At 68.6% G+C, this 23,721-nt stretch carries 27 protein-coding genes and 1 other RNA gene; 21 read left to right on the forward strand and 7 right to left on the reverse strand.

Translation table 11 applies throughout. The features are described 5' to 3' along the window. Window positions 1–95 (reverse strand): GTP-binding protein (locus tag BM075_RS15355; RefSeq protein ID WP_031629039.1); only part of this gene is annotated, 95 nt, incomplete at its 3' end. Between the two features lie 145 nt (window positions 96–240). Next, the gene (locus BM075_RS15360) at window positions 241–792 is read right to left on the reverse strand and encodes a hypothetical protein (protein WP_093361589.1); all 552 of its coding nucleotides are present in this window, start codon (window positions 790–792) and stop codon (window positions 241–243) included. A 132-nt stretch (window positions 793–924) separates the two neighbouring features. Here BM075_RS15360 and BM075_RS15365 point away from each other — a divergent pair, with 132 nt between their 5' ends. From BM075_RS15365 to BM075_RS15380, 4 genes are all read left to right on the forward strand, one after another. After that, window positions 925–1,692 (forward strand): pyridoxine 5'-phosphate synthase, encoded by a 768-nt coding sequence (locus BM075_RS15365; protein ID WP_093361590.1) that lies wholly within the window; start codon window positions 925–927, stop codon window positions 1,690–1,692. Beyond that, entirely contained in the window at window positions 1,689–2,168 is a 480-nt protein-coding gene (locus BM075_RS15370; protein ID WP_093361591.1) for a nucleoside deaminase, read from the forward strand. The genes BM075_RS15365 and BM075_RS15370 overlap by 4 nt, the downstream gene beginning before the upstream one ends. Then, complete coding sequence (locus BM075_RS15375; protein WP_093361592.1) at window positions 2,137–3,009, forward strand: hypothetical protein; 873 nt, start codon at window positions 2,137–2,139, stop codon at window positions 3,007–3,009. Before BM075_RS15370 ends, BM075_RS15375 begins: the two co-directional genes overlap by 32 nt. A 109-nt stretch (window positions 3,010–3,118) precedes the next feature. Further along, window positions 3,119–3,562, forward strand: a complete 444-nt coding sequence (locus tag BM075_RS15380) for an ABZJ_00895 family protein (protein ID WP_093361593.1) — start codon at window positions 3,119–3,121, stop codon at window positions 3,560–3,562. A gap of 22 nt (window positions 3,563–3,584) precedes the next feature. Here BM075_RS15380 and BM075_RS15385 read toward each other — a convergent pair whose 3' ends face one another. Beyond that, complete coding sequence (locus tag BM075_RS15385) at window positions 3,585–4,478, reverse strand: LysR substrate-binding domain-containing protein (RefSeq protein ID WP_093361594.1); 894 nt, start codon at window positions 4,476–4,478, stop codon at window positions 3,585–3,587. 74 nt (window positions 4,479–4,552) lie between these two features. Between BM075_RS15385 and BM075_RS24195 the strand changes: the two genes are divergently transcribed. From BM075_RS24195 to BM075_RS15410, 6 genes are all read left to right on the forward strand, one after another. After that, window positions 4,553–4,741, forward strand: coding sequence for a hypothetical protein (locus BM075_RS24195; protein ID WP_143089885.1), 189 nt, complete (start codon window positions 4,553–4,555; stop codon window positions 4,739–4,741). 30 nt (window positions 4,742–4,771) lie between these two features. Then, on the forward strand, window positions 4,772–5,185 hold the full coding sequence (gene acpS, locus BM075_RS15390) for a holo-ACP synthase (RefSeq protein WP_093361595.1): 414 nt from the start codon (window positions 4,772–4,774) through the stop codon (window positions 5,183–5,185). Window positions 5,186–5,255: 70 nt separating this feature from the next. Further along, window positions 5,256–6,032: a signal peptidase I gene (lepB, locus tag BM075_RS15395; protein WP_093361596.1), complete on the forward strand. Its 777-nt coding sequence runs from the start codon at window positions 5,256–5,258 to the stop codon at window positions 6,030–6,032. Next, complete coding sequence (gene rnc, locus BM075_RS15400; protein ID WP_093361597.1) at window positions 6,029–6,709, forward strand: ribonuclease III; 681 nt, start codon at window positions 6,029–6,031, stop codon at window positions 6,707–6,709. Before lepB ends, rnc begins: the two co-directional genes overlap by 4 nt. Before the next feature lie 217 nt (window positions 6,710–6,926). After that, window positions 6,927–7,835 (forward strand): GTPase Era, encoded by a 909-nt coding sequence (era, locus tag BM075_RS15405; RefSeq protein ID WP_093361598.1) that lies wholly within the window; start codon window positions 6,927–6,929, stop codon window positions 7,833–7,835. Further along, window positions 7,832–8,158, forward strand: a complete 327-nt coding sequence (locus BM075_RS15410) for a DUF1491 family protein (protein ID WP_093361599.1) — start codon at window positions 7,832–7,834, stop codon at window positions 8,156–8,158. The genes era and BM075_RS15410 overlap by 4 nt, the downstream gene beginning before the upstream one ends. Before the next feature lie 75 nt (window positions 8,159–8,233). On the opposite strand, the gene BM075_RS15415 is transcribed toward BM075_RS15410, so the two are convergent. Then, a complete protein-coding gene (locus BM075_RS15415; RefSeq protein ID WP_093361600.1) occupies window positions 8,234–9,196 on the reverse strand; it encodes a GNAT family N-acetyltransferase in 963 nt (320 codons plus the stop codon). A 49-nt stretch (window positions 9,197–9,245) separates the two neighbouring features. Between BM075_RS15415 and BM075_RS24465 the strand changes: the two genes are divergently transcribed. From BM075_RS24465 to BM075_RS15425, 3 genes are all read left to right on the forward strand, one after another. Then, a complete protein-coding gene (locus tag BM075_RS24465; protein WP_177208372.1) occupies window positions 9,246–9,395 on the forward strand; it encodes a hypothetical protein in 150 nt (49 codons plus the stop codon). Window positions 9,396–9,528: 133 nt separating this feature from the next. Continuing rightward, window positions 9,529–10,338 (forward strand): division plane positioning ATPase MipZ, encoded by an 810-nt coding sequence (locus tag BM075_RS15420; RefSeq protein WP_093361601.1) that lies wholly within the window; start codon window positions 9,529–9,531, stop codon window positions 10,336–10,338. Between the two features lie 121 nt (window positions 10,339–10,459). After that, complete coding sequence (locus tag BM075_RS15425) at window positions 10,460–11,458, forward strand: PAS domain-containing protein (RefSeq protein WP_245758865.1); 999 nt, start codon at window positions 10,460–10,462, stop codon at window positions 11,456–11,458. Window positions 11,459–11,555: 97 nt separating this feature from the next. On the opposite strand, the gene BM075_RS15430 is transcribed toward BM075_RS15425, so the two are convergent. Then, window positions 11,556–12,176, reverse strand: coding sequence for a hypothetical protein (locus BM075_RS15430; RefSeq protein ID WP_093361603.1), 621 nt, complete (start codon window positions 12,174–12,176; stop codon window positions 11,556–11,558). A 219-nt stretch (window positions 12,177–12,395) separates the two neighbouring features. Between BM075_RS15430 and ffs the strand changes: the two genes are divergently transcribed. The 7 genes from ffs (at window position 12,396) to BM075_RS15465 (ending at window position 18,275) form a co-directional block, all read left to right on the forward strand. Continuing rightward, an RNA gene (gene ffs, locus BM075_RS15435) (signal recognition particle sRNA small type) lies at window positions 12,396–12,492 on the forward strand. 137 nt (window positions 12,493–12,629) lie between these two features. Beyond that, the gene (gene rsgA, locus BM075_RS15440; protein WP_093361604.1) at window positions 12,630–13,664 is read left to right on the forward strand and encodes a ribosome small subunit-dependent GTPase A; all 1,035 of its coding nucleotides are present in this window, start codon (window positions 12,630–12,632) and stop codon (window positions 13,662–13,664) included. A gap of 79 nt (window positions 13,665–13,743) precedes the next feature. Continuing rightward, window positions 13,744–14,106 carry a YidH family protein gene (locus BM075_RS15445; RefSeq protein ID WP_093361605.1) on the forward strand — a complete coding sequence of 121 codons (363 nt, stop codon included), beginning with the start codon at window positions 13,744–13,746 and terminating at the stop codon, window positions 14,104–14,106. Between the two features lie 60 nt (window positions 14,107–14,166). After that, the gene (locus tag BM075_RS15450; RefSeq protein WP_093361606.1) at window positions 14,167–15,921 is read left to right on the forward strand and encodes a DNA polymerase III subunit gamma/tau; all 1,755 of its coding nucleotides are present in this window, start codon (window positions 14,167–14,169) and stop codon (window positions 15,919–15,921) included. 141 nt (window positions 15,922–16,062) lie between these two features. After that, window positions 16,063–16,410 carry a YbaB/EbfC family nucleoid-associated protein gene (locus BM075_RS15455; protein WP_093361607.1) on the forward strand — a complete coding sequence of 116 codons (348 nt, stop codon included), beginning with the start codon at window positions 16,063–16,065 and terminating at the stop codon, window positions 16,408–16,410. A gap of 1 nt (window position 16,411) precedes the next feature. Further along, window positions 16,412–17,011, forward strand: a complete 600-nt coding sequence (gene recR, locus BM075_RS15460; RefSeq protein WP_093361608.1) for a recombination mediator RecR — start codon at window positions 16,412–16,414, stop codon at window positions 17,009–17,011. An 88-nt stretch (window positions 17,012–17,099) separates the two neighbouring features. Next, complete coding sequence (locus BM075_RS15465; protein ID WP_093361609.1) at window positions 17,100–18,275, forward strand: lytic murein transglycosylase; 1,176 nt, start codon at window positions 17,100–17,102, stop codon at window positions 18,273–18,275. Between the two features lie 135 nt (window positions 18,276–18,410). On the opposite strand, the gene smc is transcribed toward BM075_RS15465, so the two are convergent. After that, entirely contained in the window at window positions 18,411–21,866 is a 3,456-nt protein-coding gene (gene smc, locus BM075_RS15470; RefSeq protein WP_093361610.1) for a chromosome segregation protein SMC, read from the reverse strand. Window positions 21,867–22,136: 270 nt separating this feature from the next. Between smc and BM075_RS15475 the strand changes: the two genes are divergently transcribed. Further along, window positions 22,137–23,348: a TsoY family (seleno)protein gene (locus BM075_RS15475; protein ID WP_093361611.1), complete on the forward strand. Its 1,212-nt coding sequence runs from the start codon at window positions 22,137–22,139 to the stop codon at window positions 23,346–23,348. A gap of 71 nt (window positions 23,349–23,419) precedes the next feature. Here BM075_RS15475 and BM075_RS24470 read toward each other — a convergent pair whose 3' ends face one another. Then, window positions 23,420–23,590, reverse strand: a complete 171-nt coding sequence (locus tag BM075_RS24470) for a hypothetical protein (RefSeq protein ID WP_177208373.1) — start codon at window positions 23,588–23,590, stop codon at window positions 23,420–23,422. Window positions 23,591–23,721 lie beyond the last annotated feature (131 nt).

Consider the following 23,721-nt stretch of genomic DNA (forward strand, 5'->3'; position numbering starts at 1 on the left):
ATCGCAGCCGTCAGCGTCGTCTTGCCGTGGTCAACGTGACCGATCGTGCCAACGTTCACGTGCGGCTTGTTACGCTCAAACTTTTCCTTTGCCATTCCTTTGGCGCCTCGTCGTTAGGGGGCAACCTGCGGCCCGGTTCTCCATCGCGCGCGAAGTATTGCGTCTGGGCGGGGAAATCAAGCGCATTGCGTGGATACGTGCGGTGGAACGCCGCGGCACCCGCGCCCTTTCGCCCCGGGCTCAGGGGTTCGGCGCGAACCAGTCCTCGTTCTCGCGCATCCAGTCCTCGATCTGGCCGGCGGCGTTGGCGGCAAGGTTCGCCACCTGCTCGGTCCGGCTCTTGGTGTAGCCCGTGCCCACCACGAAGTCGGGGCTGACCGATTCCAGCACCGTGAACTGCTTCGGCTCGGCATTGATCTTGCCGCCCGCCTCGTCGTCCCAGATTGTGACGTCGATGATCATCGCGGATTTCGGCGCCAGCAGGACCGGCACACCGGGCACCGCCACGGAGTAACCGAGCACGTGCACGGCGATGTGATAGAACTGGTCGCCCGTGTGTCCGGAGAAGCGGGCGTCGATGGCGTCCCGCATCGCGGCCTCCCATTCGTCCGCGGACACGTCTCGCGACGGCGGCACCTGCTTCACGTCGTCGGCAACCACCACGATATGGCCGAGCTTGAAAGCCCCCAGCGGCTCCGGCGGCCCCTGGCGGGTCACCTCCCCCGATCCGGCGCATCCCGCAAGTGCGGCAACGGCGAGGAGGGTGAACAGGCGGCGGGTCAGTCGGGTCATGGCGGGCTCGCGGGCGATGTCAGGTCTGTCGCACCGCCATAGCCGAGGGGACCGGCGCGCGCAATTTGGCCTCCGGTCTTTCCCAGTCGGCGTGGCCCGTCTATGTCTGCTGGGCAACATGGAGGGACGGAGATGACAGACTTCGCCGGGCGCCTGCGGCTGGGCGTGAACATCGACCACGTGGCCACCCTGCGCAATGCCCGCGGCGGCGCCGTGCCCGACCCGCTGCGCGCCGCCCGCCTCGCCGAAGCCGCGGGCGCGGACGGCATCACCGCGCACCTGCGGGAGGACCGCCGCCACATTCGCGACGCCGACATCGAAGCCCTCGCGCGCGAGCTGACACTGCCGCTCAACATGGAGATGGCCGCCACGGAAGAGATGCAGGCCATCGCCCTCCGCCACCGCCCCCACGCGATCTGCGTCGTGCCGGAGCGCCGCGAGGAGCGCACAACCGAGGGCGGGCTGGAGGTGGCCGGCGACGAGGCCCGCCTCGCCCGTTTCATCGCGCCGCTGCGGGAGGCCGGCAGCCGCGTCTCGCTCTTCATCGCCGCCGATCCGGCCCAGATCGAGGCCGCCGCCCGCATCGGAGCCGCCGTGGTGGAACTGCACACCGGCGCCTATTGCGACGCCCATGCCGAGGGCCGTTTCGACGCGCGGGACGCCGAACTCGCCCGCCTCCGCGACGCCGCCGCCCTGGCCCATTCGCTGGGGCTGGAAGTCCACGCCGGCCACGGGCTGGCGTTCGATACGGTCACGCCCATCGCCGCCTTCCCCGAGGTGGTCGAGCTCAACATCGGCCACTTCCTGATCGGCGAGGCGGTTTTCGTCGGGCTGGAGGCGTCCATTCGTGAGATGCGCCGCCTGATGGATGCGGCTCGCACCGCCGAGGCCCCAGCGTGAGCACGGCGCCGGCCGATCTCACACCGGCGGAGCGGAGCACCCTTGCCGAATGCATCCGCCGGGCCCACGCGGCAAGCGATGCGCCGGGAAAGGCCGGCATTTCCGCCGCCGTGATGAAGGACGGCGCCGTTCTGGCGTGGGGCGACAACCAGGTCTTCCTCGACCACGACGTCACCCGCCACGCCGAGGTCGTCGCCATGTCCCGCGCCACCGCCGCGCTCGGCGCGCCGGACCTGTCGGGGTGCACGCTGCTCTCCTCGCTCCAGCCCTGCGAGATGTGCCTGTCGGCCATGCGGTTCGCCGGAATCGACCGGGTGATCTTCGCCGCGACGAAGGCCCGTGTCGCGGCGAAGTATTTCATGTTCCCGGCGCTGTCGATCGACCAGTTCAAGGACGCCGACAAGACCTCGTTCCATTGGATCGGCGGGGTGCTGGAGGACGAGGTTGTCGCCCTCTACGCGGACGGCGACGAATAGCGATGCGCCGGCGCCGACCTCCCTTCAGGCCGATGACGTCGCGCGGCAGGCGACCGTGAGGGCCGCGCTCGCGCTGCTCCTCGCGCCGTTCCGCCTCGTCCGCGCGGCGCTGCCGTTCGTCTGGGTGCTCCTGCTGGCCGCCTCGCTGGCGCTGAACGTCGCCGTGCTCACCGTCACCAGCGTCTACACTCTCGCCAGCAGTGCACTCTCGGCGGTGGGCATCGGCACCGTCGCCAGCCGGACCGCAGCCACGGAGGCTGCCTTGCGGGCCGAACGTGACGTGGCCCGCCGCACCGCCGCCACCGCCACCCGCCGCGCCGAACGGGACGCGGCGCGCGCCGCCCAGCGAAAGGCCACCGCCCGCATCGGCCGGGAAACCGCGCGTGGCGTCACGCGCCGCGTGCAGCGTGCCACCGCCCGCAACATCACCTCTGTGACCGGCGAGGCGATCCCCGTCCTCGGCGTTGCGATCATCGCCGGCGCGCTGGCGATGGAGGTGAACGACGCCTGCGACACCGCCCGCGACATGGCGGGGCTGGAGGCCGCGCTTGCCGCCGAGGGCGACCCCGAAGCCGCCCGCGAGAGCGCGATGGACGCCTTCGACTGCGTCGCGATGATCCGCGAAAAACTGCCCGATTACGAGGACATCCCCTCGCGGCAGGACGTCTGGGCCACGATGCGCGACGCCCCCGCCCAGGCCTGGGAGGCCGCCCGCGCCGCCGGGATCGAGGCCTCACAAGTGGACCGGTCCGCCGCGGCGGGCGGGGTCTCAGGCTATGTCTGGAGCCTGTTCGACGGCTTGGACGCCCTCCTGTCCGATGCGCCTCCCGACGCGGAATGACGGCGCGTCCGTCGCACCGGCCACAGCCAAGCCTTCCGCGACAGCCGCCATATTTTCACCAAGCCGTCTGCGTAACATCCCGGCGATAGAGACCAGACCGGAGGCAGTGATGACTGTGATGCACGTCCGTGTTTTCAGGTTCGTCCTCAATTTCATCGGCTTGACCGCCTTGGTGCTCGCGATCTCGATCGCGGCCGACGTGTTCTTCCAGGTCGAACTCGGCAACGCAGGCACATCGATCCTGCCGCTGCTTCTCGCGGCATCCCTCGAAGGGTCGCACCACATCCGCCGCTATGGCGAGGCCCCGACGAAAGGGGCGATCTGGCGGGCCGCGCTGCTCATGACGCTTCTTGCAACCGGCCTGTCGCTGATCTTCGTAGCCGTCTGGCTGTCGGTCGACACCGAAACCCTCCGCACCCTCGGTGAAGCGCCGCTGGTCGCGTGGCCAATACTCTTCGTCGTGGTGATCGCCCTCAATCTCGTTGTGAGCCGGGGCGGGATCGGTGTCGGCATCCGCTCGGGAAGACGGGCCATGGCCAAGGCCGCGCATTGAACGGCCGCGGCGCGCGGCGGCGTCACTCGACCAGTCCGCTCGCCGCCAGTTCCGCCTTGAGCCAGCGCCGAAACGCCCGCTGCGGCGCGCGGCGGAGCCCCTCCGCGCCCGAGACCAGCCAATAGGCCAGCCCGGTCGCGCGCCGCTTGCCGGGAAAGGGCTCCACCAGCGTGCCCCGCTCAAGCTGGTCATGCACCAGCGCGTCCCACGCCAGGAACACCCCTGCCCCCGTCATCGCCGCGTCCATGCAGAGCCCTGCGTCGGAAAACACCGGTCCCTCCGCCAGAATGTCCTCGCTCAGCCCCTCCGGCCCCAGCCAGACCGACCAATCCACCATCGCATGGGCGTCCCGAATGACCGGCATCCCCGCCAGATCCGCCGGCCGCTGGAGCCGCGCGGCATTCTGCACCCCGCAGACAGGAAACATGCGGTGCGCGAAGAGCCGCTCCGCCCGCACCCCAGGCCAACCGCCCCGACCCACCCGGACGCACAGGTCGATGTCGGACTGATCGGGGTTGACGAACGCCGTCTCGGCTTGCAGCCGAACTTGTATGCCCGGGTTCTCCGCGCCGAAGCGTGCCAGCCGGAACACCAGCCAGCGCGTCGCGAAGAGCGGTGGGGCGGAGATCGTCAGCCGCGCCTCCGACCGGTCGAACCCCCGCCCGACCGCCGCCGCGAGCCGCGCGAACCCCGCCGATAGGTGCCCCGCCACCTCCGCCCCGAGCGCGGTCGGCACCATCCCCGCCGGCGTCCGCTCGAACAGGGGCACGCCAAAAATCCGCTCGACCCGGCTCACTTGCTGGCTCACCGCCCCGGGCGTCACGCCAAGCTCCGCGGCCGCCGCGCCGAGCGAGCCCCGGCGCGCCACAACCTCCACCGCGCGGAGGCCGGCAAGGGGAACGCGGTTCAGATCCATCGTTTAGCTATCCTGAATACCCCATCAGCCGGATTCGATCTGTGTCCCACTTATTGTGGCATATTATCCCCGCCATGAAACAGTTCATTGCAGCCCGCCTCAAGGCCTTCGCCACCCGGCGCCCGCCTTATGCCCCGGTCCCACCCGATCCGCTGGACCACCCCGCCCTGCGCAACCTCTCCCCCCGTGCGCTGGCCGACCTGCCCATGCCGCGACCGGCTCCACGCCCCTGCCCTCGCGACGGACAGTCCGGCGCCAGTTGACCCCCGCCCCGGCTTGGCTCACCAAGACGCATGATTCTCGGCATCGGCACCGACCTCGCGAATATCGACCGTATCCAGGGCACGCTGGACAGGTTCGGCGACCGCTTCCGCAACCGCGTCTTCACCGAGACCGAGCAGCGCAAGGCGGAACGCCGCGCCGACACCGCCGGCACCTACGCCAAACGGTGGGCGGCGAAGGAGGCGTGTTCCAAGGCGCTCGGCACCGGCCTGCGCATGGGCATCGCGTGGAAGGACATGGCGGTGAGCAATCTCGCCACCGGCCAGCCCGTGATGCATGTCACCGGCTGGGCCGCCGAACGCCTCGCCGAGATGACGCCCCCCGGCCACGAAGCGATCATCCATGTCACGCTCACGGACGACCACCCCTGGGCGCAGGCCTTCGTGGTGATCGAGGCCCGCCCGCTGCCACCGCGGGGCGCTTGACACCCCGCGCCGGCCCGCTCATGAAGCGCCAAGCCCGCCGGAACGGGCGAGACAGGCTTGAGGAACGGGCATGAGCGACGCGGTCGAAGGCATCTGGGAAACCATCAAGACGATCTTCTGGGCGCTCCTGATCGCCGGCGTCTTTCGCACGCTCTTCTTTCAGCCGTTCTGGATTCCCTCCGGCTCGATGAAGGACACGCTGCTGATCGGCGATTTCCTCTTCGTCAATAAAATGGCCTACGGCTACTCCCAGTATTCCTGTCCCTTCGGCCTCTGCCCGATCGACGGGCGCCTCCTAGGCTCCGACCCCGAGCGGGGCGACGTGGTGGTCTTCCGCCACCCCGTCAATGGCACCGACTTCATCAAGCGCCTGATCGGCCTGCCCGGCGACCGCATCCAGATGAAGGACGGCGTCCTGCACATCAACGGCGAACCGGTCGAGATGGAGCCCGCCGGCGTCTTCGTGGAAGACATGGCGCCCCAGGGGCCGCAGCAGCTCATGCCGCGCTGCTCCAACGGCCCCGTCGGCCAGGGCGGGATCTGCGAGAAAGAACGCTTCATCGAGACCCTGCCCAACGGCGTCAGCCACTCGATCCTCGACATCGGCCTCGGCCCCAACGACAACACGCCGGTCTTCACCGTGCCCGAGGGCCATTACTTCTTCATGGGCGACAACCGGGACAACTCCACCGACAGCCGCGTCAACCAGATCGCGCGCGGCGTCGGCATGGTCCCGGCCGAGAACCTGATCGGCCGCGCCGACCGGATCATGTTCTCCTCCGCCGGACGTTCGCTGTTCTTCGTCTGGACCTGGCGCCCGGATCGGCTGTTCAAGAAGATCGAATGAGACTCTCGGCCGAATTGAAAGCCTTCGAGTCGCGCCTGGGCCACCGGTTCACCCGCCCGGAGGTGCTGGTGCGCGCCCTCACCCATCCCTCGCTCGCCTCCGAAACCCGCCCCTCCAACCAACGGCTGGAATTCCTCGGCGACCGGGTGCTGAACCTGGTGATTGCCGAAGCGCTCTTCCGTCATGACAGGCTGGCCGACGAAGGGCAGCTCGCCCCCCGTTACAACGCCCTCGTCCGCAAGGAGACCTGCGCCGACGTGGCCCGCCAGATCGACCTCGGCGCGGCTCTGAAGCTCGGCCGCTCCGAGATGATGTCCGGCGGCCGCCGCAAGAACGCCCTGCTCGGCGACGCGATGGAGGCCGTCATCGCCGCGATCTACCTCGACGCCGGTCTGGACACCGCGAAGTCCATCATCCTGCGCCTTTGGGGCACCCGGATCGAGGCCGCCGAAAACCACGCGCGCGACGCCAAGACGGCGCTGCAGGAGTGGGCGCAGGCGCGCGGCATGGCCCCCCCGGCCTACGTCGAAACCGCCCGCAGCGGCCCGGACCATGCACCGGCCTTCACCATCGCCGCCACGCTTGCGAACGGCGAAACCGAAACCGCCACAGCCGGATCAAAGCGCCAGGCCGAACAGGCCGCCGCCGCCGCCCTCCTCGCCCGCCTGGACGGCTGAGCGCGACCTCCCGCGCCCGCCACAGGCACCGCCCTGCGTTGTAGGCGCGCCCCAGCCCCTTCTTGTTGGCCCAAATACCCAATGGCCCACCACCGGCCACACCGACCGGCGCAGGCGGCGCGCGCCCCGGCGAATTCACGCGGCCCCGCCGGCCTGCCACTGGCGCCCCGGCGCGGGATAGCGTACATCCCCGGCCCTGAACCGGAGGTTTGACACCATGACCACACGCTGCGGATTCGTCGCGCTGATCGGAGAGCCCAACGCGGGCAAGTCCACCCTGCTGAATGCCATGGTGGGCGCCAAGGTCTCCATCGTGACCCACAAGGTGCAGACCACCCGCGCGCGCATCCGCGGCGTTGCGCTCGAAGGCGAAAGCCAGATCGTCTTTGTCGACACGCCCGGCCTTTTCCGGCCCCGCCGCCGCCTGGACCGGGCTATGGTCGCGGCTGCCTGGAGCGGTGCGGCGGATGCCGACGTCGTGGTCCTGCTGATCGAGGCCCATCGCGGGCTGACCGACGGCGTCCGGGCGATCCTCGACACCCTTCGGGAACGCGGGAGCGGTCAGACCGTGGCGCTCGCCATCAACAAGATCGACCGGGTGAAATCGGAAACCCTGCTCGCACTGACGCAGGCGATGAACGAGACCTTCCCCTTCTCCGAGACCTTCATGATCTCCGCCGACAAAGGCTACGGCGTGGACGACCTGCGCAAGTGGCTGGCCGGCGCCCTTCCCGAAGGTCCCTGGCTCTACCCGGAGGACCAGCTGTCCGACCTGCCGATGCGGATGATCGCCGCGGAGATGACCCGCGAGAAACTGACCCTCCGCCTGCACCAGGAACTGCCCTACCAGCTCACCGTCGAAACCGAGAGCTGGCAGGAACGCAAGGACGGCTCGGTCCGGGTCGACCAGATGATCTACGTCGCCCGCGACGGTCACAAGGGCATCTTGCTCGGGAAGGGCGGCGAGACGATCAAGGCCATCTCCCAGGCCGCCCGCGCCGAACTCGAAGAATTCCTCGGCCGCAAGGTCCACCTCTTCCTGCAGGTCAAGGTGCGCCCGAACTGGCTGGAAGAGGCCGAACGCTACTCCGAAATGGGTCTGGATTTCCGGGACGGCAACGGGTGAGCCGACTTGCCTCGGGCCTGTGGGTGCAGGCGTACCTGATGCGCCTGCAGATCGAGACCATCCCGGCCTACGTCCTCGCGCACGGCGACGACACCGCCGGCGCGATTCTCGTCAAGCTGAATCCCCTCGACGGCACGGCGCGCCTCTTCCAGCGCGTCATGGCGATGGACGGCTCCCGCCCGTGGGACGTTCTGGCCGACGGCCCGGAAAACGAGGTCGACGCCGCGATCGCCCGCCAGCGCAAATCCGACCCCGACCTGTGGGTGATCGAGGTCGAAAGCCGCGCGGGCCGACATATGCTGGACGAGCCGGGCCTGGACTGACCGGCCCGCGCCCCGGCACCTACCACGTTTTCCGCCTTACACCCGATATGGGAATCATCTGCGGCAGCTCGCGCCTCACGCCGCCGGCGCGGCGAAGAACCGGCTCCCCGGCGCCATCAGGCGCGTGGCTCCCAAGGACAGCGCCCGCGCGCCGCTGCCAAGCTTGAACCGCACCAGCCCCGGCGCGGCCGCCGTGTCGAGCACGTCCAGATCGAGCTGCTTCACGCCACGGTCCCGCAGCCACAGCATCGCCCGCCACAACAGCAGGTTGTGTGCCGCCGTCTCCCGCCCCGCCGGCCCCGTCCAGCCGACGTGATAGCTGGCGCCCGGACTGTGGACCAGAAACAGCATCGCGGCCGCCGGCAACCCGCCCTTCCACGCTGTGAAAAGCCGGGCCGAACCGGGTCCACCGGCGGCAACCCAGGCCCGCGTGAACTCCGGCGGGACAGAGCGGTAGCCGCGGGCGCGGGACTGGATCACTTCCTTGCGCAGCAGCCAATGGTCCTGTTTCGGCGGCATCGGCGCGTCGCGGATCTCCAACCCTTCCAGCTCCGCCTGTTCGGCACGCTTGAGGCGATTCCGCCACTTTCCGCTCATCCGCGCACGCAATTCGTCCTCCGACGCGTCGACGCGCAAGCTCGCAAGGGTACAGGGCGTCACGGCCTCCAGCCAGCCGCTCTCGGCCAGAGGATCGCCACAGGCGTCGATCTCGGGCGTCACCGCCACGGCGCGGTGCTCCTGCCGCAGCCGCTCGAGCAGCGCGTTGAGCGCCGCCCGCCGTTCCTCGAGCGGCACCTCCGCCTCCCACACCGGCCCGCGGGAAAGCAACGCGGCCTGACCCAGCAGTGGCCAGCGCCGAACCAGAACCTGTGCCGAGGCCCGCACCGGGCCGCTTGGCCCGGCGGACAGCGCAAAGCGGCGCACCCTGCACCCTGTCGCTTCGCACGCCTGTCCATAGATCTCGTGCTGTTGCATCGGCAAGGCGGAAAGCCCCTGCGGCAACCTCAGCGACTCGGTTTCGATCCAGTCGAGTTTCATGGCACCATTAACGCCGCTGAAACATAAGGCACGGTTAATGCTAGCTAGTATGACACAAAAACCGTTTCGCGTCCTTGGCGTCAGTGCCGCACCGCCCCGCCCCACGTTCCGCAGCGCGCTCTGGCTCGCCTGCGCTCTTTCCATCACCGCCCTGCCGCCCTTGGTGCTGGTCGAGGCACTGCTGCGCTGGTTCATGTGACCGATGCCCCACGGGTTCCCGGGGCGCAGGGCAGAGACACAACATTTGCCCTTTTCCTTTCCCCCATGTGGCAGTACTGCCACCATCGCCGCAGCCCACGGCCGGGCAACGTCAGCAACCGGAGAGCGCAGCCTTGGCGCATATCATCGTCGTCGGAAACGAGAAGGGCGGGTCAGGCAAGTCCACCACGTCCATGCACGTGGCCACCGCCCTCGTGCGGATGGGGCACAGCGTCGGCACCCTCGACCTTGACCTGCGCCAGCAAAGCCTTGGGCGCTACGTGGAAAACCGCCGCGCGTTCTGCGAAGCGGGCGGGCACACGCTCGCGACCCCCGAGTACATCAACCTGCCCGAAATCGTCTCCGAAGATGTGCCGCCGGGCGTCAACCTGAACGACCATCGCCTGTCGCTGGCCGTGCAGTCGCTCGAGGCGGACAACGACTTCATCCTGATCGACTGCCCCGGCTCGCACACTCGTCTCAGCCAGATGGCGCATTCGATGGCCGACACGCTGATCACGCCCCTGAACGACAGTTTCGTGGACTTCGACCTGCTCGCCCGCACCCGCCCGCAGGACGGTGCGATCCTCGGCCCCTCGGTCTATTCGGAGATGGTCTGGGCGGCGCGGCAGGCCCGGGCGCAGGCCGGCCTCAGGCCCATTGACTGGATCGTCACCCGAAACCGCCTCGGCTCCCAGCAGATGCACAACAAGCGCAAGGTCGGCGATGCGCTCAGCAAGCTTTCCCGGCGCATCGGCTTCCGCGTCGCCCCGGGCTTCTCGGAACGCGTCATCTTCCGCGAGCTGTTCCCGCGCGGCCTGACCCTGCTGGACCTGCGCGACGTCGGCGGCGACCGGCTGAACCTGTCCAACATCGCCGCCCGCCAGGAACTGCGCGACCTCATCAACACGCTCAACCTGCCCGGCGTGAAAGTGCGTTTCTGATCGGTCTCGCCGCCAGTTGCCGTAAGGTAATATTGCCGCTAATGTCTTGCCCGCGTCATCTGGCGCATGGCGGGCAAACACCTTCAAGACACGAAAAATGGTCCGAAGCGGGAATGAGACGTTGAACTTTGGCATGCCCTGGTCCGAAGGGACGCTCGATACCGAAGGCGCGATGCTGGAGGCCATCCGTCATGCCCGCCTGCCCATGTGCATCACAGACCCCCGCCAGCCGGACAATCCGATCGTCTTCGCCAACCCCGCTTTCGCGGAACTGACTGGATACGCGCCGGAGGACGTGATCGGGCGGAATTGCCGGTTTCTCCAAGGCGAGGAAACGACGCGGGAGAGCATCGACGCGATCCGCCAGATCATTCGCGAGCAGACCGTCGGGACCGTCGAGATCGTGAACTACCGCAAGGACGGAAGCAGTTTCGTCAACGCGCTGCAGCTTGGACCGATTCTGGATGCCGAGGGGGAGCTGCTCTACTATTTCGGTTCACAGCTTGACGTGTCCCTCCGGAACGACATCGAGCAGCAGGCCCGCGCCCTGGCGGACCGGGAGCTGCTCCACAGGCTCCGCAACATCGTCAACGTGATGTCGGCGATCATCCGCAAGACGGTCCAGGAAGAGCACACCTCCTCCGACCTCACCCGCATCCTGATCGGGCGGCTCGACGCGCTCGGCAAGGCGCATTTCGACACGATCGAGCGGCCGAGGCAGGACGTGTTCGGCATCGACGCGCTGGCCGGCAAGCTCATCGGCGCCTATGCCCCGCGGGGCGTCGCGCAATTCGATCTCCGGGGCGAGCGCTTCGACGTGCCCCCTGCCCTGATCGCGCCGATCACCCTTCTGCTGCACGAACTCGCCGCAAATGCCGTGAAGCACGGTGCGCTGCGCTGTCCGGACGGCAAGGTGGTCTTCACCTCGACCGTGCGGCCGAGCGAGCACGGGGACGCAATCGACCTGCATTGGCAGGAGCACGGCGGGCCGACCGTGACCGCTCCGCAGAGTCAGAGCGGGTCCGCTATCGTTCGGGATATCGTGGCCGCGTCGGGCGGGACCGTAGACTTCGATTGGAAACCGGCGGGCCTCGTCGTGACGGCATCCTTCGCCTCCTGACCCGTCCCGCCGCCCAGGACGACGCAAGGCGGCCGACCCCGCCGGGTCGACCGCTCGCATTTCAACCTCAGAGGATGCCGGGAGCGCCCCGAACGCGTCAACCGATCCGTGCCAGCCTTTGCACGAAAGGATCGGATTCGAAGCGCGCCATGGCTTTCGGCGAGAGCTTCAGCCCCTCCGCCCAGTTGCCGCCAAGTCGCATCGCCGCGAAGATCGGGGTCGAGGCGCCACGATGGTCGTCGCTGGCGGGATCGTGCTGGAACAGGGTGACGGAGGCACCGGCGCCGTTCTTCTGCCGGCGCGGTGCACGCGCGACGGCCTCCGCGCTCACCACGGTCAGGCGCACGGCCGGCTCGATGGCTTTCTCCACCGGAGCCAATGCGGCGGCGAGAGCCTTCGCGCTGCCCGATCCGTCGGTCATCTCCGGCAGGTACGGCGCGATTCTCTGGTAGCGTCGCTTCGCGGCGGCCGTCGCCCGTTTCTCGGCCAGCTGGCTCTTGAACAGGAGCAGCAGCCCGCCGAGGGCGAGCACGGAACCGGCCAGCCCGGGCAGCGTCGCGAGATCGGGCGCAGTCGATTTGACGATCTCGATCGAGGCACAGCATGCCGCACCCAGCGCGATCATCGGGATCGCGGCCATGCGCGCACGGTTCCGCGTCAGTCCGGTGTCACCGGCGGGGGCTGCAAGTTTGGGAAAACTCTTACGTTCGGTGGCCACTGCGCCTCTCCATCTTTACTCTGACCTCACCATAGAAACGGAAATGGGCCGGTTTGTGGCGCCCTTCGGGAGCTTTGTAGTCGTGGGTGGGACAAGCTGGCCGCAGGGTTAACGCCCCGCGCCGTGCGCGACCGACGCAGCAGATCGCACCGATACAGCATCACGCGCCCCGAATACGCCGCCTTGAAACCCGCCCGCCGATCGCTTAATTGAGGCATCGAGAGGTTGGCGCGGGCAGGCGCCTCGCCAACCCGGTCAGGTCCGGAAGGAAGCAGCCGTAACGAGCCCCGCTTGGGTCGTTGTCCAGCCTCTCACCCACCCCCTGAACGGAGGCATCATGACAGAGCTTGTGACGATCCTCCGGGTACGGGCGCTCTGACAGCCGCCTGATACCCGTCCGTCCGAATCGCGGCCTGCGGGCCGTGTCTCTCGACGTGTTCAGGGATCAAACCATTGACACATTTTTCTCTCGCCGACCTCGGATGGTCGGCTCACTTCGCGTCCCAAGCCAAGGGGAAACCGGGGGCGCCTGCCCGCGTCTGCGCCGTCGCGCGCGACCGGATCGAGGCGCTCACCCCAAATGGCACAGTCGCGCTCACCCTTCCCGGCAAACGCAGCACCGGCACCGTCGCCGTCGGCGACTGGGTGCTCCACGATCCGGCGACATTGCGCAGTCTGGAGGTGCTGGAGCGCAGGACCCTGCTCCAGCGCCGCGCGGCCGGCGCTCCGGCGACGCCCCAGGCCATCGCGGCCAACGTCGACACGCTGGGCATCGTCTCCGCCTGCAACCACGACTTCAACGTGGCGCGGCTGGAGCGCTACCTGGCGCTGGCCGATGCATCCGGTTGCCTTCCGCTCGTCGTCCTGACCCGCGCGGACGAGGCGGACGACGCAGCAAACTACCGCCGCCGGGCCGAAGCGATCTCTCCCCTCGTCGTCGCCCTCACGCTCGACGCGCGGGACCCGGCACAGGTCGCGCGGCTCGCCTCCCGGGCCGACCGGGGGCAAACCCTCGCGCTGGTGGGATCGTCCGGCGTGGGCAAGACCACGCTCTCCAACGCCCTGACCGGCCGCCAAGACGGCACACGCGGCATCCGGGAGGACGATTCCCGCGGCCGGCACACCACAACCGCCCGCGCCCTGCACCGGACCACCGGCGGCGGCTGGCTGGTCGACACACCCGGAATGCGGGAACTCGGGCTCACCGGCGCGGCCGACGGGATCGAGACCGTTTTCGCCGACCTGTCCGACCTCGCCGCACGGTGCCGCTTCACCGATTGTCGCCACGAGACGGAGCCCGGCTGCGCCATCCGCGCGGAGATCGCCGCCGGCCGACTGGACCCGGACAGGCTGGCCCGCTGGCGCAAGCTGCGCCGCGAAGACGCCCGAAACGCCGAAACCCTGGCCGAAGCGCACGCCCGCGACCGGAGCTTCGGGCGCTTGGTGCGGCAGGGCAAGGCCCGGGGGCGTCACAAGCGGGGCGACTGACGGCGGCGGAGGGGCGCGCCGCCGCCCCTCCGCAACCGCTCGGGCATTCCATATTTGGGCGCACGTGCTATGACGGACCATGACCGACAAGACAGAGCTTGCCGAGGAACGGACGGAGTGGGCCGAGGACCGCACCGTTCTCGCCAACGAGCGGACCTTCGCTGCCTGGTTGCATACCTCCATGGCCGCCATCGCGCTCGCCGTAGGGTTGAAGGCGGTCTTCGCACCAACCGAGCCCACGTGGATCGCCAAGAGCGTCGCGAGCGTCTTCATCGCGGTCTCGATCATCCTCAGCACGGCCGCGCTGCGACAGGCCATCCGGACGAACCGCCGCCTGCACTCTTTTGCGGCCAAGCCACAACCACTGGTCGTTTTTCGCGTCATCACGGCCGTCATGATGGCCGGCGCGCTTCTGGTCGGCTGGCTGCTCTGGGCGCTCTGAATCGGATGGACCATCCGTGAGCCAGGCTTTACCTTTGGCCGAAATCACACGCGAGGCGAGATGAGCGACACCGGCGAGAGCGGCTATCAGGTTCTGGCGCGAAAGTACCGGCCCCAGACCTTTGCCGACCTGGTGGGCCAGGCGGCCATGGTCCGCACCCTGAAGAACGCCTTCGCCGCCGACCGGATCGCGCAGGCCTTCATCATGACCGGCATCCGGGGAACCGGAAAGACCTCCACCGCGCGCATCATCGCCAAGGGGATGAACTGCATCGGCCCGGACGGCACCGGGGGGCCCACGACGGAGCCCTGCGGCGTCTGTGAGCATTGCCGCGCCATCGCCGAGGGCCGGCACGTGGACGTGCTGGAGATGGACGCGGCCTCCAACACCGGCGTGGGCGACATCCGGACCCAGGTGCTGGACTCCGTGGCCTACGCCCCCACCTCCGCCCGCTACAAGGTCTACATCATCGACGAGGTCCACATGCTCTCCACCAGCGCCTTCAATGCGCTGCTGAAGACGCTGGAGGAACCGCCCGCGCATGTGAAATTCATCTTTGCCACGACCGAGATCCGCAAAGTGCCGGTTACCGTCTTGAGCCGATGCCAGCGGTTCGACCTGCGCCGGATCGAACCGGAAGACATGGTGACGATGCTGCGGCGGATCGCGGACGCCGAGAGCGGCCAGATCACCGACGACGCCCTGGCGCTGCTGGTGCGCGCCTCCGAAGGCTCGGCACGGGACGCGACCTCCCTGCTCGATCAGGCGCTGAGCCAGGGCGAGGGCGAGACGGACGCCGAGACCGTGCGCGCGATGCTGGGCCTCGCCGACCGGGGCCGCATCCTCGATCTCTTCGACATGATCCTGAAGGGCGACGCCGCGGGCGCGCTGACCGAACTCTCCGCGCAATATGCCGACGGCGCGGACCCGGTGGCCGTGTTGCGCGACCTGGCGGAGGTCTGCCACTGGGTCTCCGTCACCAAGATCACGCCGGAGGCCGCCGACGACCCCACCGTCCCCCCCGACGAGCGGGACCGGGGCCGCGCAATGGCGGAAGCCCTGTCGATGCCGATCCTTGCGCGGATGTGGCAGATGCTCCTCAAGGCTCTGGAGGAGGTCGCCCAAGCCCCCAACGGGATGATGGCCGCTGAAATGGCGATCATCCGGCTGACCCACGTGGCCGACCTGCCCACACCCGGCGAACTGGTCCGCAAGCTGAAGGACGCGCCCCCCACCCCGCCCGATGGCTCCGGCGGAGGCGGCCGCCCGGCCCCGCCCGCTGCGCCCGGCGGATACGCGCCCCCGCCCTCGGCCCCCCGTGGCACGCCCCCCGGCGCAGGCCCCGTCGCAGCGCTGAAAGCCGCGCCGGAGGAAGCCCTCGCCCGCTTCGCCACCTTCGACCACGTGATCGAACTGATCCGCTCCAACCGCGACGTGACCCTGCTGATCGAGGTCGAAACCACGCTGAAGCTCGCGCGGTACAGCCCCGGCCGGGTCGAGTTCGAACCCACGCCGGACGCCGCCCCCGACCTCGCCCAACGGCTTGGCCAGCGCCTGCAACTCTGGACCGGCAGCCGCTGGGCCGTGAGCGTCGTGGGCTCCGGCGGCGGCCCCACCCTCGCGGAGGCACGGGACAGCGAGCGCCGCGCGCTGGAGGAAACGGCGCTGGCGCATCCCATGGTCCAGGCAGTGCTCGCCACCTTCCCGGGCGCGAAGATCACGGAGATCCGCACCCCCGACCAGATTGCCGCCGAAGCCGCAGTGGAGGCCCTGCCGGAGGTCGAGGACGAATGGGACCCGTTCGAGGATGAATAACACGGGCACACCGCCCACCGTCACGGCGCGACCCTGCCCATCGGCGCGGCAAACCGTTGCCGCCGGACGCCGCACACGCCATATGGTCCACGACGACCGCGACGGAGTGGTCACCTGAACACAGGATCGAAAGGAAGCGACATGCTGAAGGGACTCGGCGGCCTTGGCGACATGGCCAAGATGATGAAAGCCGCTCAGGAAATGCAGACGAAGATGGCCACGCTCCAGTCCGAACTGGAAAACACCGTGGTCGTCGGCGAAAGCGGCGCCGGGCTGGTCAAGGCCCGCTGCACCGCCAAGGGCGAGCTGACCGGGCTCGACATCGACCCGTCCATCTTCAACCCCGACGAAAAGGAAGTCGTCGAAGACCTCATCCTGGCCGCGATCAAGGATGCCCAGAGCAAGGCACAGGAGAAGTCCAAGCAGGAGATGGAAAAACTGACCGCCGACATGGGCCTGCCCGCGGGCATGAACATCCCCGGCCTGTAACGTGACCCAGGGCCCGCGCGACATCGAGGACCTGATCGACCTGATGGCCCGCCTGCCGGGCCTCGGCCCGCGGTCGGCACGGCGCGCGGTGCTGCAACTCATCAAGAAGCGCTCCCTGCTCCTAATCCCCCTTGCAGACGCCATGCAGACGGTGGCGGCAACCGCGCGGGAATGCGTGAATTGCGGCAACGTGGGCACCTCGGAACTCTGCGAGATCTGCGCCTCCGAAAAGCGCGCCACCGGAGAGATCTGCGTGGTCGAGGACGTCGCGGACCTCTGGGCCATGGAGCGCGCCGGCGTCTTTCGCGGCCGCTACCATGTGCTTGGCGGCACCTTGTCGGCGCTCGATGCCGTGGGCCCGGAGGAATTGCGAATTCCGCGTCTGGTGGCCCGGGTCCGCGACGAGGCAATCACCGAGGTCATCCTCGCCCTCAACGCCACCATCGACGGCCAGACGACGGCCCACTACATCGCCGAACAACTGGAGCCGCTCGGGATCGCCGTGACCTCCCTCGCCCAGGGCGTGCCGATCGGCGGCGAGCTGGACTACCTGGACGACGGCACGATCACCGCGGCGCTCCGGGCCCGCAAGGCGCTGTAGGCACGATATTTCCAACACTTCATCATCCGAAGACGCTTGCCCGCCCGCGCCCCGCGCGGTGCGTGGCGCACAATTCCGGGAGACCGCAATGACCCCCACGAAGACCCTCGCACCGCTTCTGCTTGCCGCCGCCCCCGCCCTCGCCGATGTTCCCTGCGGCGGAAGCTTCGCTGACTTCAAACAGGCGATGGCGGCGGAAGCCGTCGCGGCCGGGCATGACCCTGCGACCGTGGATAGATTTTTCGCGAGCGCCAAGCAGAGCCAAGGAGCGCTGAAGGCCGACCAGCGACAGGGAATCTTCCAGCTGCCCTTCACGGATTTCGCACGCAAGGTGATCAGCAAGAACCGGATCGAGAAGGGTCAGACGAACCTGACCCGCCACCGGGACCTATTCGACCGGGTTCAGGCAACCTACGGCATCAGCCCCGGCGTGCTTCTGGCCTTCTGGGCGCTGGAGACGGACTACGGCGCCATTCAAGGCGACTTCAACACGCTCGACGCCCTCGTGACCATGAGCCACGACTGCCGCCGCCCGGAGCTGTTCCAACCACAGGTGATGGCGGCACTGACACTCTACGAACAGGGAGACTTCGACCCCGCCACCACCACTGGCGCCTGGGCGGGAGAAATCGGCATGGTGCAGATGCTTCCCAAGGATATCCTCGAAAACGGGGTGGACGGAGACGGCGACGGCCACGTCCTGCTCAAGACGTCGGTGGCCGACGCGCTGATGTCGGGGGGAAAGATGCTTCAGGCGCTCGGTTGGCGCCCGAACGAACCGTGGCTGCAGGAGGTCGTGGTGCCAGATACCCTGGATTGGACCCAGACGGGGCTTGAGCACGAAAAGAGCATCGCAGAGTGGGACGCGCTCGGCGTGACTGCGCGCGGCGGCAGCTTCACCGCGCCGGACCTGCCCGCCGCGCTCCTCCTGCCCCAGGGCCGAAACGGCCCTGCCTTCCTCGCCTACCCGAACTTCCACGTCTATTTCGAATGGAACCAGAGCTTCGTCTACGTCCTTACCGCGGCGTACTTCGCGACGCGGCTGGAAGGCGCGCCCGTCTTCGCCCCCGGCGATCCGGCGCCGGCGCTGGACGGTCCCCAGATCGAGGCCTTGCAAACCAAGCTCAAGGCACGGGGCCACGACGTCGGCGGTGTCGACGGCATCCTCGGCGCCCGAACGCGCGCCGCGGTCCAGATCGAACAACAGCGCCTGGGCCTGCCGGCAGACGCCTGGCCAACGGCAGAGCTCTTGGCCGCCCTCTGAGCCGGAAGCGCCCGTTCCGGGCGCTGCCTTCGGCTTTGGGTATTTTTACCAACAAGAAGACCAGGGCGCGCCTCACCCTTCTTGTTGGTCCAAATACCCAGATCCCACCATCGGCAAACTCGTGCCACCGCAGGGTCAGGCGACCAGCGCTTCGGCTTTCTTGAGGTCGACAGACACGAGTTGGCTGACGCCCTGTTCCTGCATCGTCACGCCGAAAAGCCGGTCCATGCGGCTCATGGTGACGGCGTGGTGGGTGATGATCAGGAAGCGGGTGTCCGCGCGCTTTACCATCTCGTCCAGCAGGTCGCAGAAGCGGGTGACGTTCGCGTCGTCCAGCGGCGCATCGACCTCATCCAACACGCAGATCGGGGCGGGGTTGGCAAGGAAGACGGCGAAAATCAGCGCCAGAGCCGTGAGCGTCTGTTCACCGCCCGAGAGCAGGGAGAGGGTGGAGAGTTTCTTGCCCGGCGGCATGCACATGATCTCCAGCCCCGCCTCCAGCGGGTCGTCGCTCTCGACAAGTTGCAGCTTGGCCTCGCCACCGCCAAAGAGGTGGGTGAAAAGCAGGCGGAAATTGCTGTTCACATCTTCAAAGGCGGTCAGCAGGCGTTCACGGCCCTCGCGGTTGAGGCCGGCAATGCCAGTGCGCAGGGTTCGGATGGCCTCTTCGAGGTCCTGTTTCTCCTCCACCAGCGCCGAATGCTCCGCCGAAACCTCCTTCGCGTCTTCGTCGGCGCGCAGGTTGACCGCCCCCAGTGCGTCTCGGGCGCGGCGCAGGCGGGCGATGTCGGCTTCGATGGCCTCGGTGGTCGGCATCTTCTCCGGGTCGGTGTCGAGTTTTTCGAGCAGGGCCTCCGGCGTCGTCTCCAACTCCTCGCGCACCCAACTGGCCGCGACGTCCCGGGTCTCCTGCGCGGCCTCGACGCGGGCCTGGGCGGCGGCGCGGCTTTCCCGGGCGTGACTGGCGGCCTTCTCAGCTTCCCGTTCGGCCCGTTCGGCCTCCCGGAACGCGGTCTCGCCGCGCGCAAGGGCATCGGCGGCCGCCTTTCGGCGCGTCTCGGCGGCCTGCAAGCCCTCGCTGAGTTTCTCGCGGCGCGCGCCGATCTCCGCCGGCACCGCGAGGGCGGTTTCCAGGTCGGCTTCGGCGGCGGTCTTGCGCGTTTCCAGATCGCGGGTGCGGGCCTCGGCGGTGTCGAGACGCTGTTGCCAGCGGTCGATCTCGCGCCCAATCTCCTTGATCCGGCGATCCCGCGCCTCGCCCAAACGGCGCAGCTCGTCCTGGGCGGCGCGCGCGGCCATCATGTCGCGACGGGAGCCCTCCACTTCCGCCTGCGCCGCATCGATCTCCGTGCGCGCGGCATCCAGATCCGGCAGTTCCGCCCGGGCCGCACGCGCCTCCTCCACCCGGAGGCGGGCCGCTGCGGCTTCCTCCTCGTGGCGGGTGACGGCGAGGTCTGCCGCCTCCAGCCGGGTCTCGGCCATCGCGCGGTCGTTTTCGGCCCGGGACAGGGCGCGCGAGGACTCCGCGAGCGCGGTGTCCGCCTTTTTGCGCGCCTCGCGGGCGCGGCGGTCGGCCTCGGTCAGATCCTTCAGGCGCTGGTGCAGGAGGTCATGCGCCTGCCCGGCCCCCTCGGCCCGCGCCGCCACCTCCTCCAGATCGCGCTTGAGTTCCACCAGGCGGTTAAGCTGTTGCAGGCGGAGCGCGGCGGCGGAGGGTGCGTCCTCGGCGCTCACACGAAAGCCGTCCCACCGCCAGAGATCGCCCGCATGGCTCACCAGGCGCTGGCCGGGCTTCAGGGCCGCCTGAAGGCGCGGGCCGTCCGCCGGATCGACCACGCCCACCTGCGCCATCCGGCGGCCGAGCACGCCCGGCACGTCCATACGGGCGGCGAGCGGCTCCGCACCCGCAGGTAAAGGCTGCGGCGCGTCGTAAGGCGCCAGCATCGCCCAGCCGGACGCAGCCTCCTGCCCTACCTCCGGCGCCTTCAGATCGTCGGCCAACGCGGCGCCGAGCGCCTTTTCGTAGCCTGCATCCACCCGCAGGTGGTCGATCACCTGATCGCCGCCGCCAGTGTCGCGCTCCACCAGCCGGGCCAGCGCGGCGACCTCCGCACGCAGCGCCTGCGCCTCGCCCTCCGCGGCGGAGCGTTGCGCCCGCGCGTCGGCTTCCCGGCCCGCGCATTCGGCCCGGGCCGCGTCGGCGTCGGCCAAGGCCGTCTCGGCGGCCTCGGCGGCGGCAGCAGCCTTCCCCCGATCGGCCTCTGCCGTCGCCGCAGCCTCGGCGGACGTGGCCAGAACCCCGCGCGCCTGCGCCGCCGTCGCGGCGGCCTTGCGCGCTTCCTCCTCGTGGCGGACCAGTGCCTTCGCGGCGTCGCTCTCCATGCGTTCGGCGGACTGGTGCCGCGCCGACAAGCGGGCGACGTCCTCGGTGCGCTGCGCAAGCTCGGTCTCCCGGCCCTGCAGGTTGGACGCGGCGATGCGCGCGGCCTCCACCGCGGCGGCAAGCTTCTCCGTATGGCCGTCGTTGGCCGCAGCCAGCTCGGACCGTTCGCCATCCAGGCGCGCGATGGTCTCCCCGGCGTCGTGATTCAACCCCGCTTCCCGCTCCAGGTCCTTGCCCATCTGGGCGATCTGGCGCTCCAGCGTGGCGATGGCGCCCTGGGCGCGGGTTTCTTCCTCGCCGATCGCGCCCAGTTCCACCTGCAGGCGTTGCAGGACCGCGGCGGCGATCGTCTCTTCCTCCCGCAGCGGCGGCAGGGCCGCGTCAGCCGCCTCCCGCACCCGCGCCGCTTCCAGCGCCGTTCGTTCGGCCCGCGCCGCGGCGGTCGTGCGCTCCCGCAGCTCGCCCTGGGCGGCCTCCAGCGCATCCATCGCTTCCCGCCACCGGCGGTACAGCAACAGTCCCTCGGCGTGGCGCAGATCCGCCCCGATGCTGCGATACCGCGCGGCCTGTTTCGCCTGCCGCGCCAGTTGCCCCAGTTGGGTCGCGAGCTGTTCGATCACGTCGTCCACCCGCGAGAGGTTCTGCTCGGCGCCGTTCAGCTTCAGCTCCGCCTCGTGGCGGCGCTGGTAGAGGCCGGAGATCCCGGCCGCCTCCTCCAGCACGCGGCGGCGCGCCTTCGGTTTCGCGTTGATCAGCTCGCTGATCTGCCCCTGCCGCACCAGCGCCGGAGACTGGCTGCCGGTGGAAGCGTCGGCAAACAGCATCTGCACGTCCCGCGCCCGCACGTCTTTCGCATTCGCCTTGTAGGCCGAGCCCGCGTCGCGGGTGATGCGGCGCACGATCTCCAGCACGTCCTGATCGTTGAAGCCCGAGGGCGCCAGCCGCTCGCTGTTGTCGATGCTCAGGCAGACCTCGGCGAAGTTCCGCGCCGGCCGGGTGGACGCTCCGGCAAAGATCACGTCCTCCATGCCGCCGCCCCGCATCGCAGTCGGGCGGCTCTCGCCCATCACCCAGCGGAGGGCCTCCAGCAGGTTCGACTTGCCACATCCATTGGGGCCGACCACGCCCGTCAGCCCGTCCGCGATCACCAGATCGGTGGGATCGACGAAGCTCTTGAAGCCATTGAGGCGGAGGCGGGTGAAGCGCACGTGGCCTGATTCCGTTCGAGTCGCAAGGGTGCCGGAAGTCTTCCATTCTGTGACGCGAAGTCAAGGATTTCGCATCATATGGGCGCAAACGAGCGATTATCCACAATATATGGCGACCGATGGGCGTCCCCGCTCGCCATCCCTCCAAGCCAAGGCCGCACGCCTCTCAGCCACGCGCGCGCAAAACTGAACTGAACGGTTCAAATTTACTTGCATTGCCAGCGGTCCTGCGGCAAACATATTCCATAACGTGAATTTATGGAGGGCCCCATGTCCACCCCCACACGCCCCGCTGACACCTATTCGCCGGTCTATTTCCTCGCCTCGCTCGGCGCCGGCGGCATGGCGGTGTCCTTCTTCATGTACCTGTTCTTCTGGGTGCCGCATCCGGGCGTTCCGGTGCCGACGTTCGAGCACATCTGGGCCGCCTTCACCACGGGCGGCGCGGTGCAGCAGGCCGCCATCATCGTCGCCTGGCTTGGCATCGCCGTCTTCGTCGTCCTGAACCTGAAATACCTGATCTGGAACCTGCGCGCCTTTTCGAGCTTCCGACGCACCGAAGCCTTCGAGGTCCTGCGCAACTCGAACGCCGAAACCAGCATCCTCGCCATGCCGCTGGCACTGGCGATGTCGGTCAATGGCCTGTTCGTGGCCGGTCTCGCCTTCGTCCCGCAGCTCTGGAGCATCGTGGAATACCTCTTTCCGCTTGCCCTCCTCGCCTTCCTGCTGATCGGTTTGCAGGCCCTGAGCTACATCGGCGATTTCCTCGGCCGCGTGCTGGCCAAGGGCGGCGTGTTCGACGTGACGGCCAACAACTCCTTCGCGCAGCTTCTGCCAGCCTTCGCCCTCGCCATGGTCGCCGTGGGTTTCGCCGCACCGGCGGCCATGAGCCATACCGTCGTCGTCGCCGGCATCGCGCTGATCGGGTCCACCTTCTTCGGCTTCGCCGCGATCATCTATACCGTCGTCGCCGCGATCACCGCGTTCAACTCCATGCTGCACCACGGCACCGCGAAAGAATCCGGGCCGACGCTGATGATCGTCGTGCCGATCGTGACCGTGCTGGGCATCATGTTCCTGCGCCAGTTCCACGGCATGCACGTCACGTTCGAGGCCCACTCGGCGCCGGTCGAAACGCTGGTCTTCCTGACCCGGCTGCTGACCGTGCAGATCGTCTTCCTCGCCCTCGGCCTTCTGGTTCTCCGCCGTCAGGGCTACTGGAGTGATTTCGTCTTCGGTTCCGGAACGTCGCCGGGCTCCTACGCACTGGTCTGCCCCGGCGTGGCCCTGTCCGTGATGCTGCAGTTCTGGCTGAACAAGGGCTTGGTTGCCTCCGGCATCGTGGACAAGTACTCGCTGGTCTACCTCGCCATCTCGGCCATCGCCGTCGCCCTGCAACTCGCCATGATCGCGCTCATCGTCCGGCTGAACCGGCAGCACTTCGGCCGCGGCCATGGGGGCCTCGCCGTTCCCGCCGAATGACCTCCCCCCGGCACTCGGCAACGAAAGCGGGCGGCCGTCTGGCCGCCCGTTTTTTCGTGCCGTGTCCGAATTTACCGATACAGCCCAGGGTTTTCCTGGCGTTTTCGTTCCTTCTCGGCATTCAGCCTGCGCAGCGTGTGCTCGATGTTCTCCGCGGCTTCGGGCACCTTCTCGTGGTGTTCCACCACGGCTGCTTTCTTCTTTTTCGAAGCCTTCTCCGCCTTCTTGGTCTTGCTCGCCATGTGCTCCTCTCCACCAGCATGACAATGGGACTCGGGGTGTGGTGTCGCTCCCGGTAACTGATATCTGCAAGGCTGCCCCGCACCGCGGGCGAACCCAATGATATGGATCAAGGGCCGTCCCGGTCCGGCGT

The sequence above is a fragment of the Tropicimonas isoalkanivorans genome (assembly GCF_900112335.1).
In the GTDB taxonomy this organism is placed as follows: Bacteria; Pseudomonadota; Alphaproteobacteria; order Rhodobacterales; family Rhodobacteraceae; genus Tropicimonas; species Tropicimonas isoalkanivorans.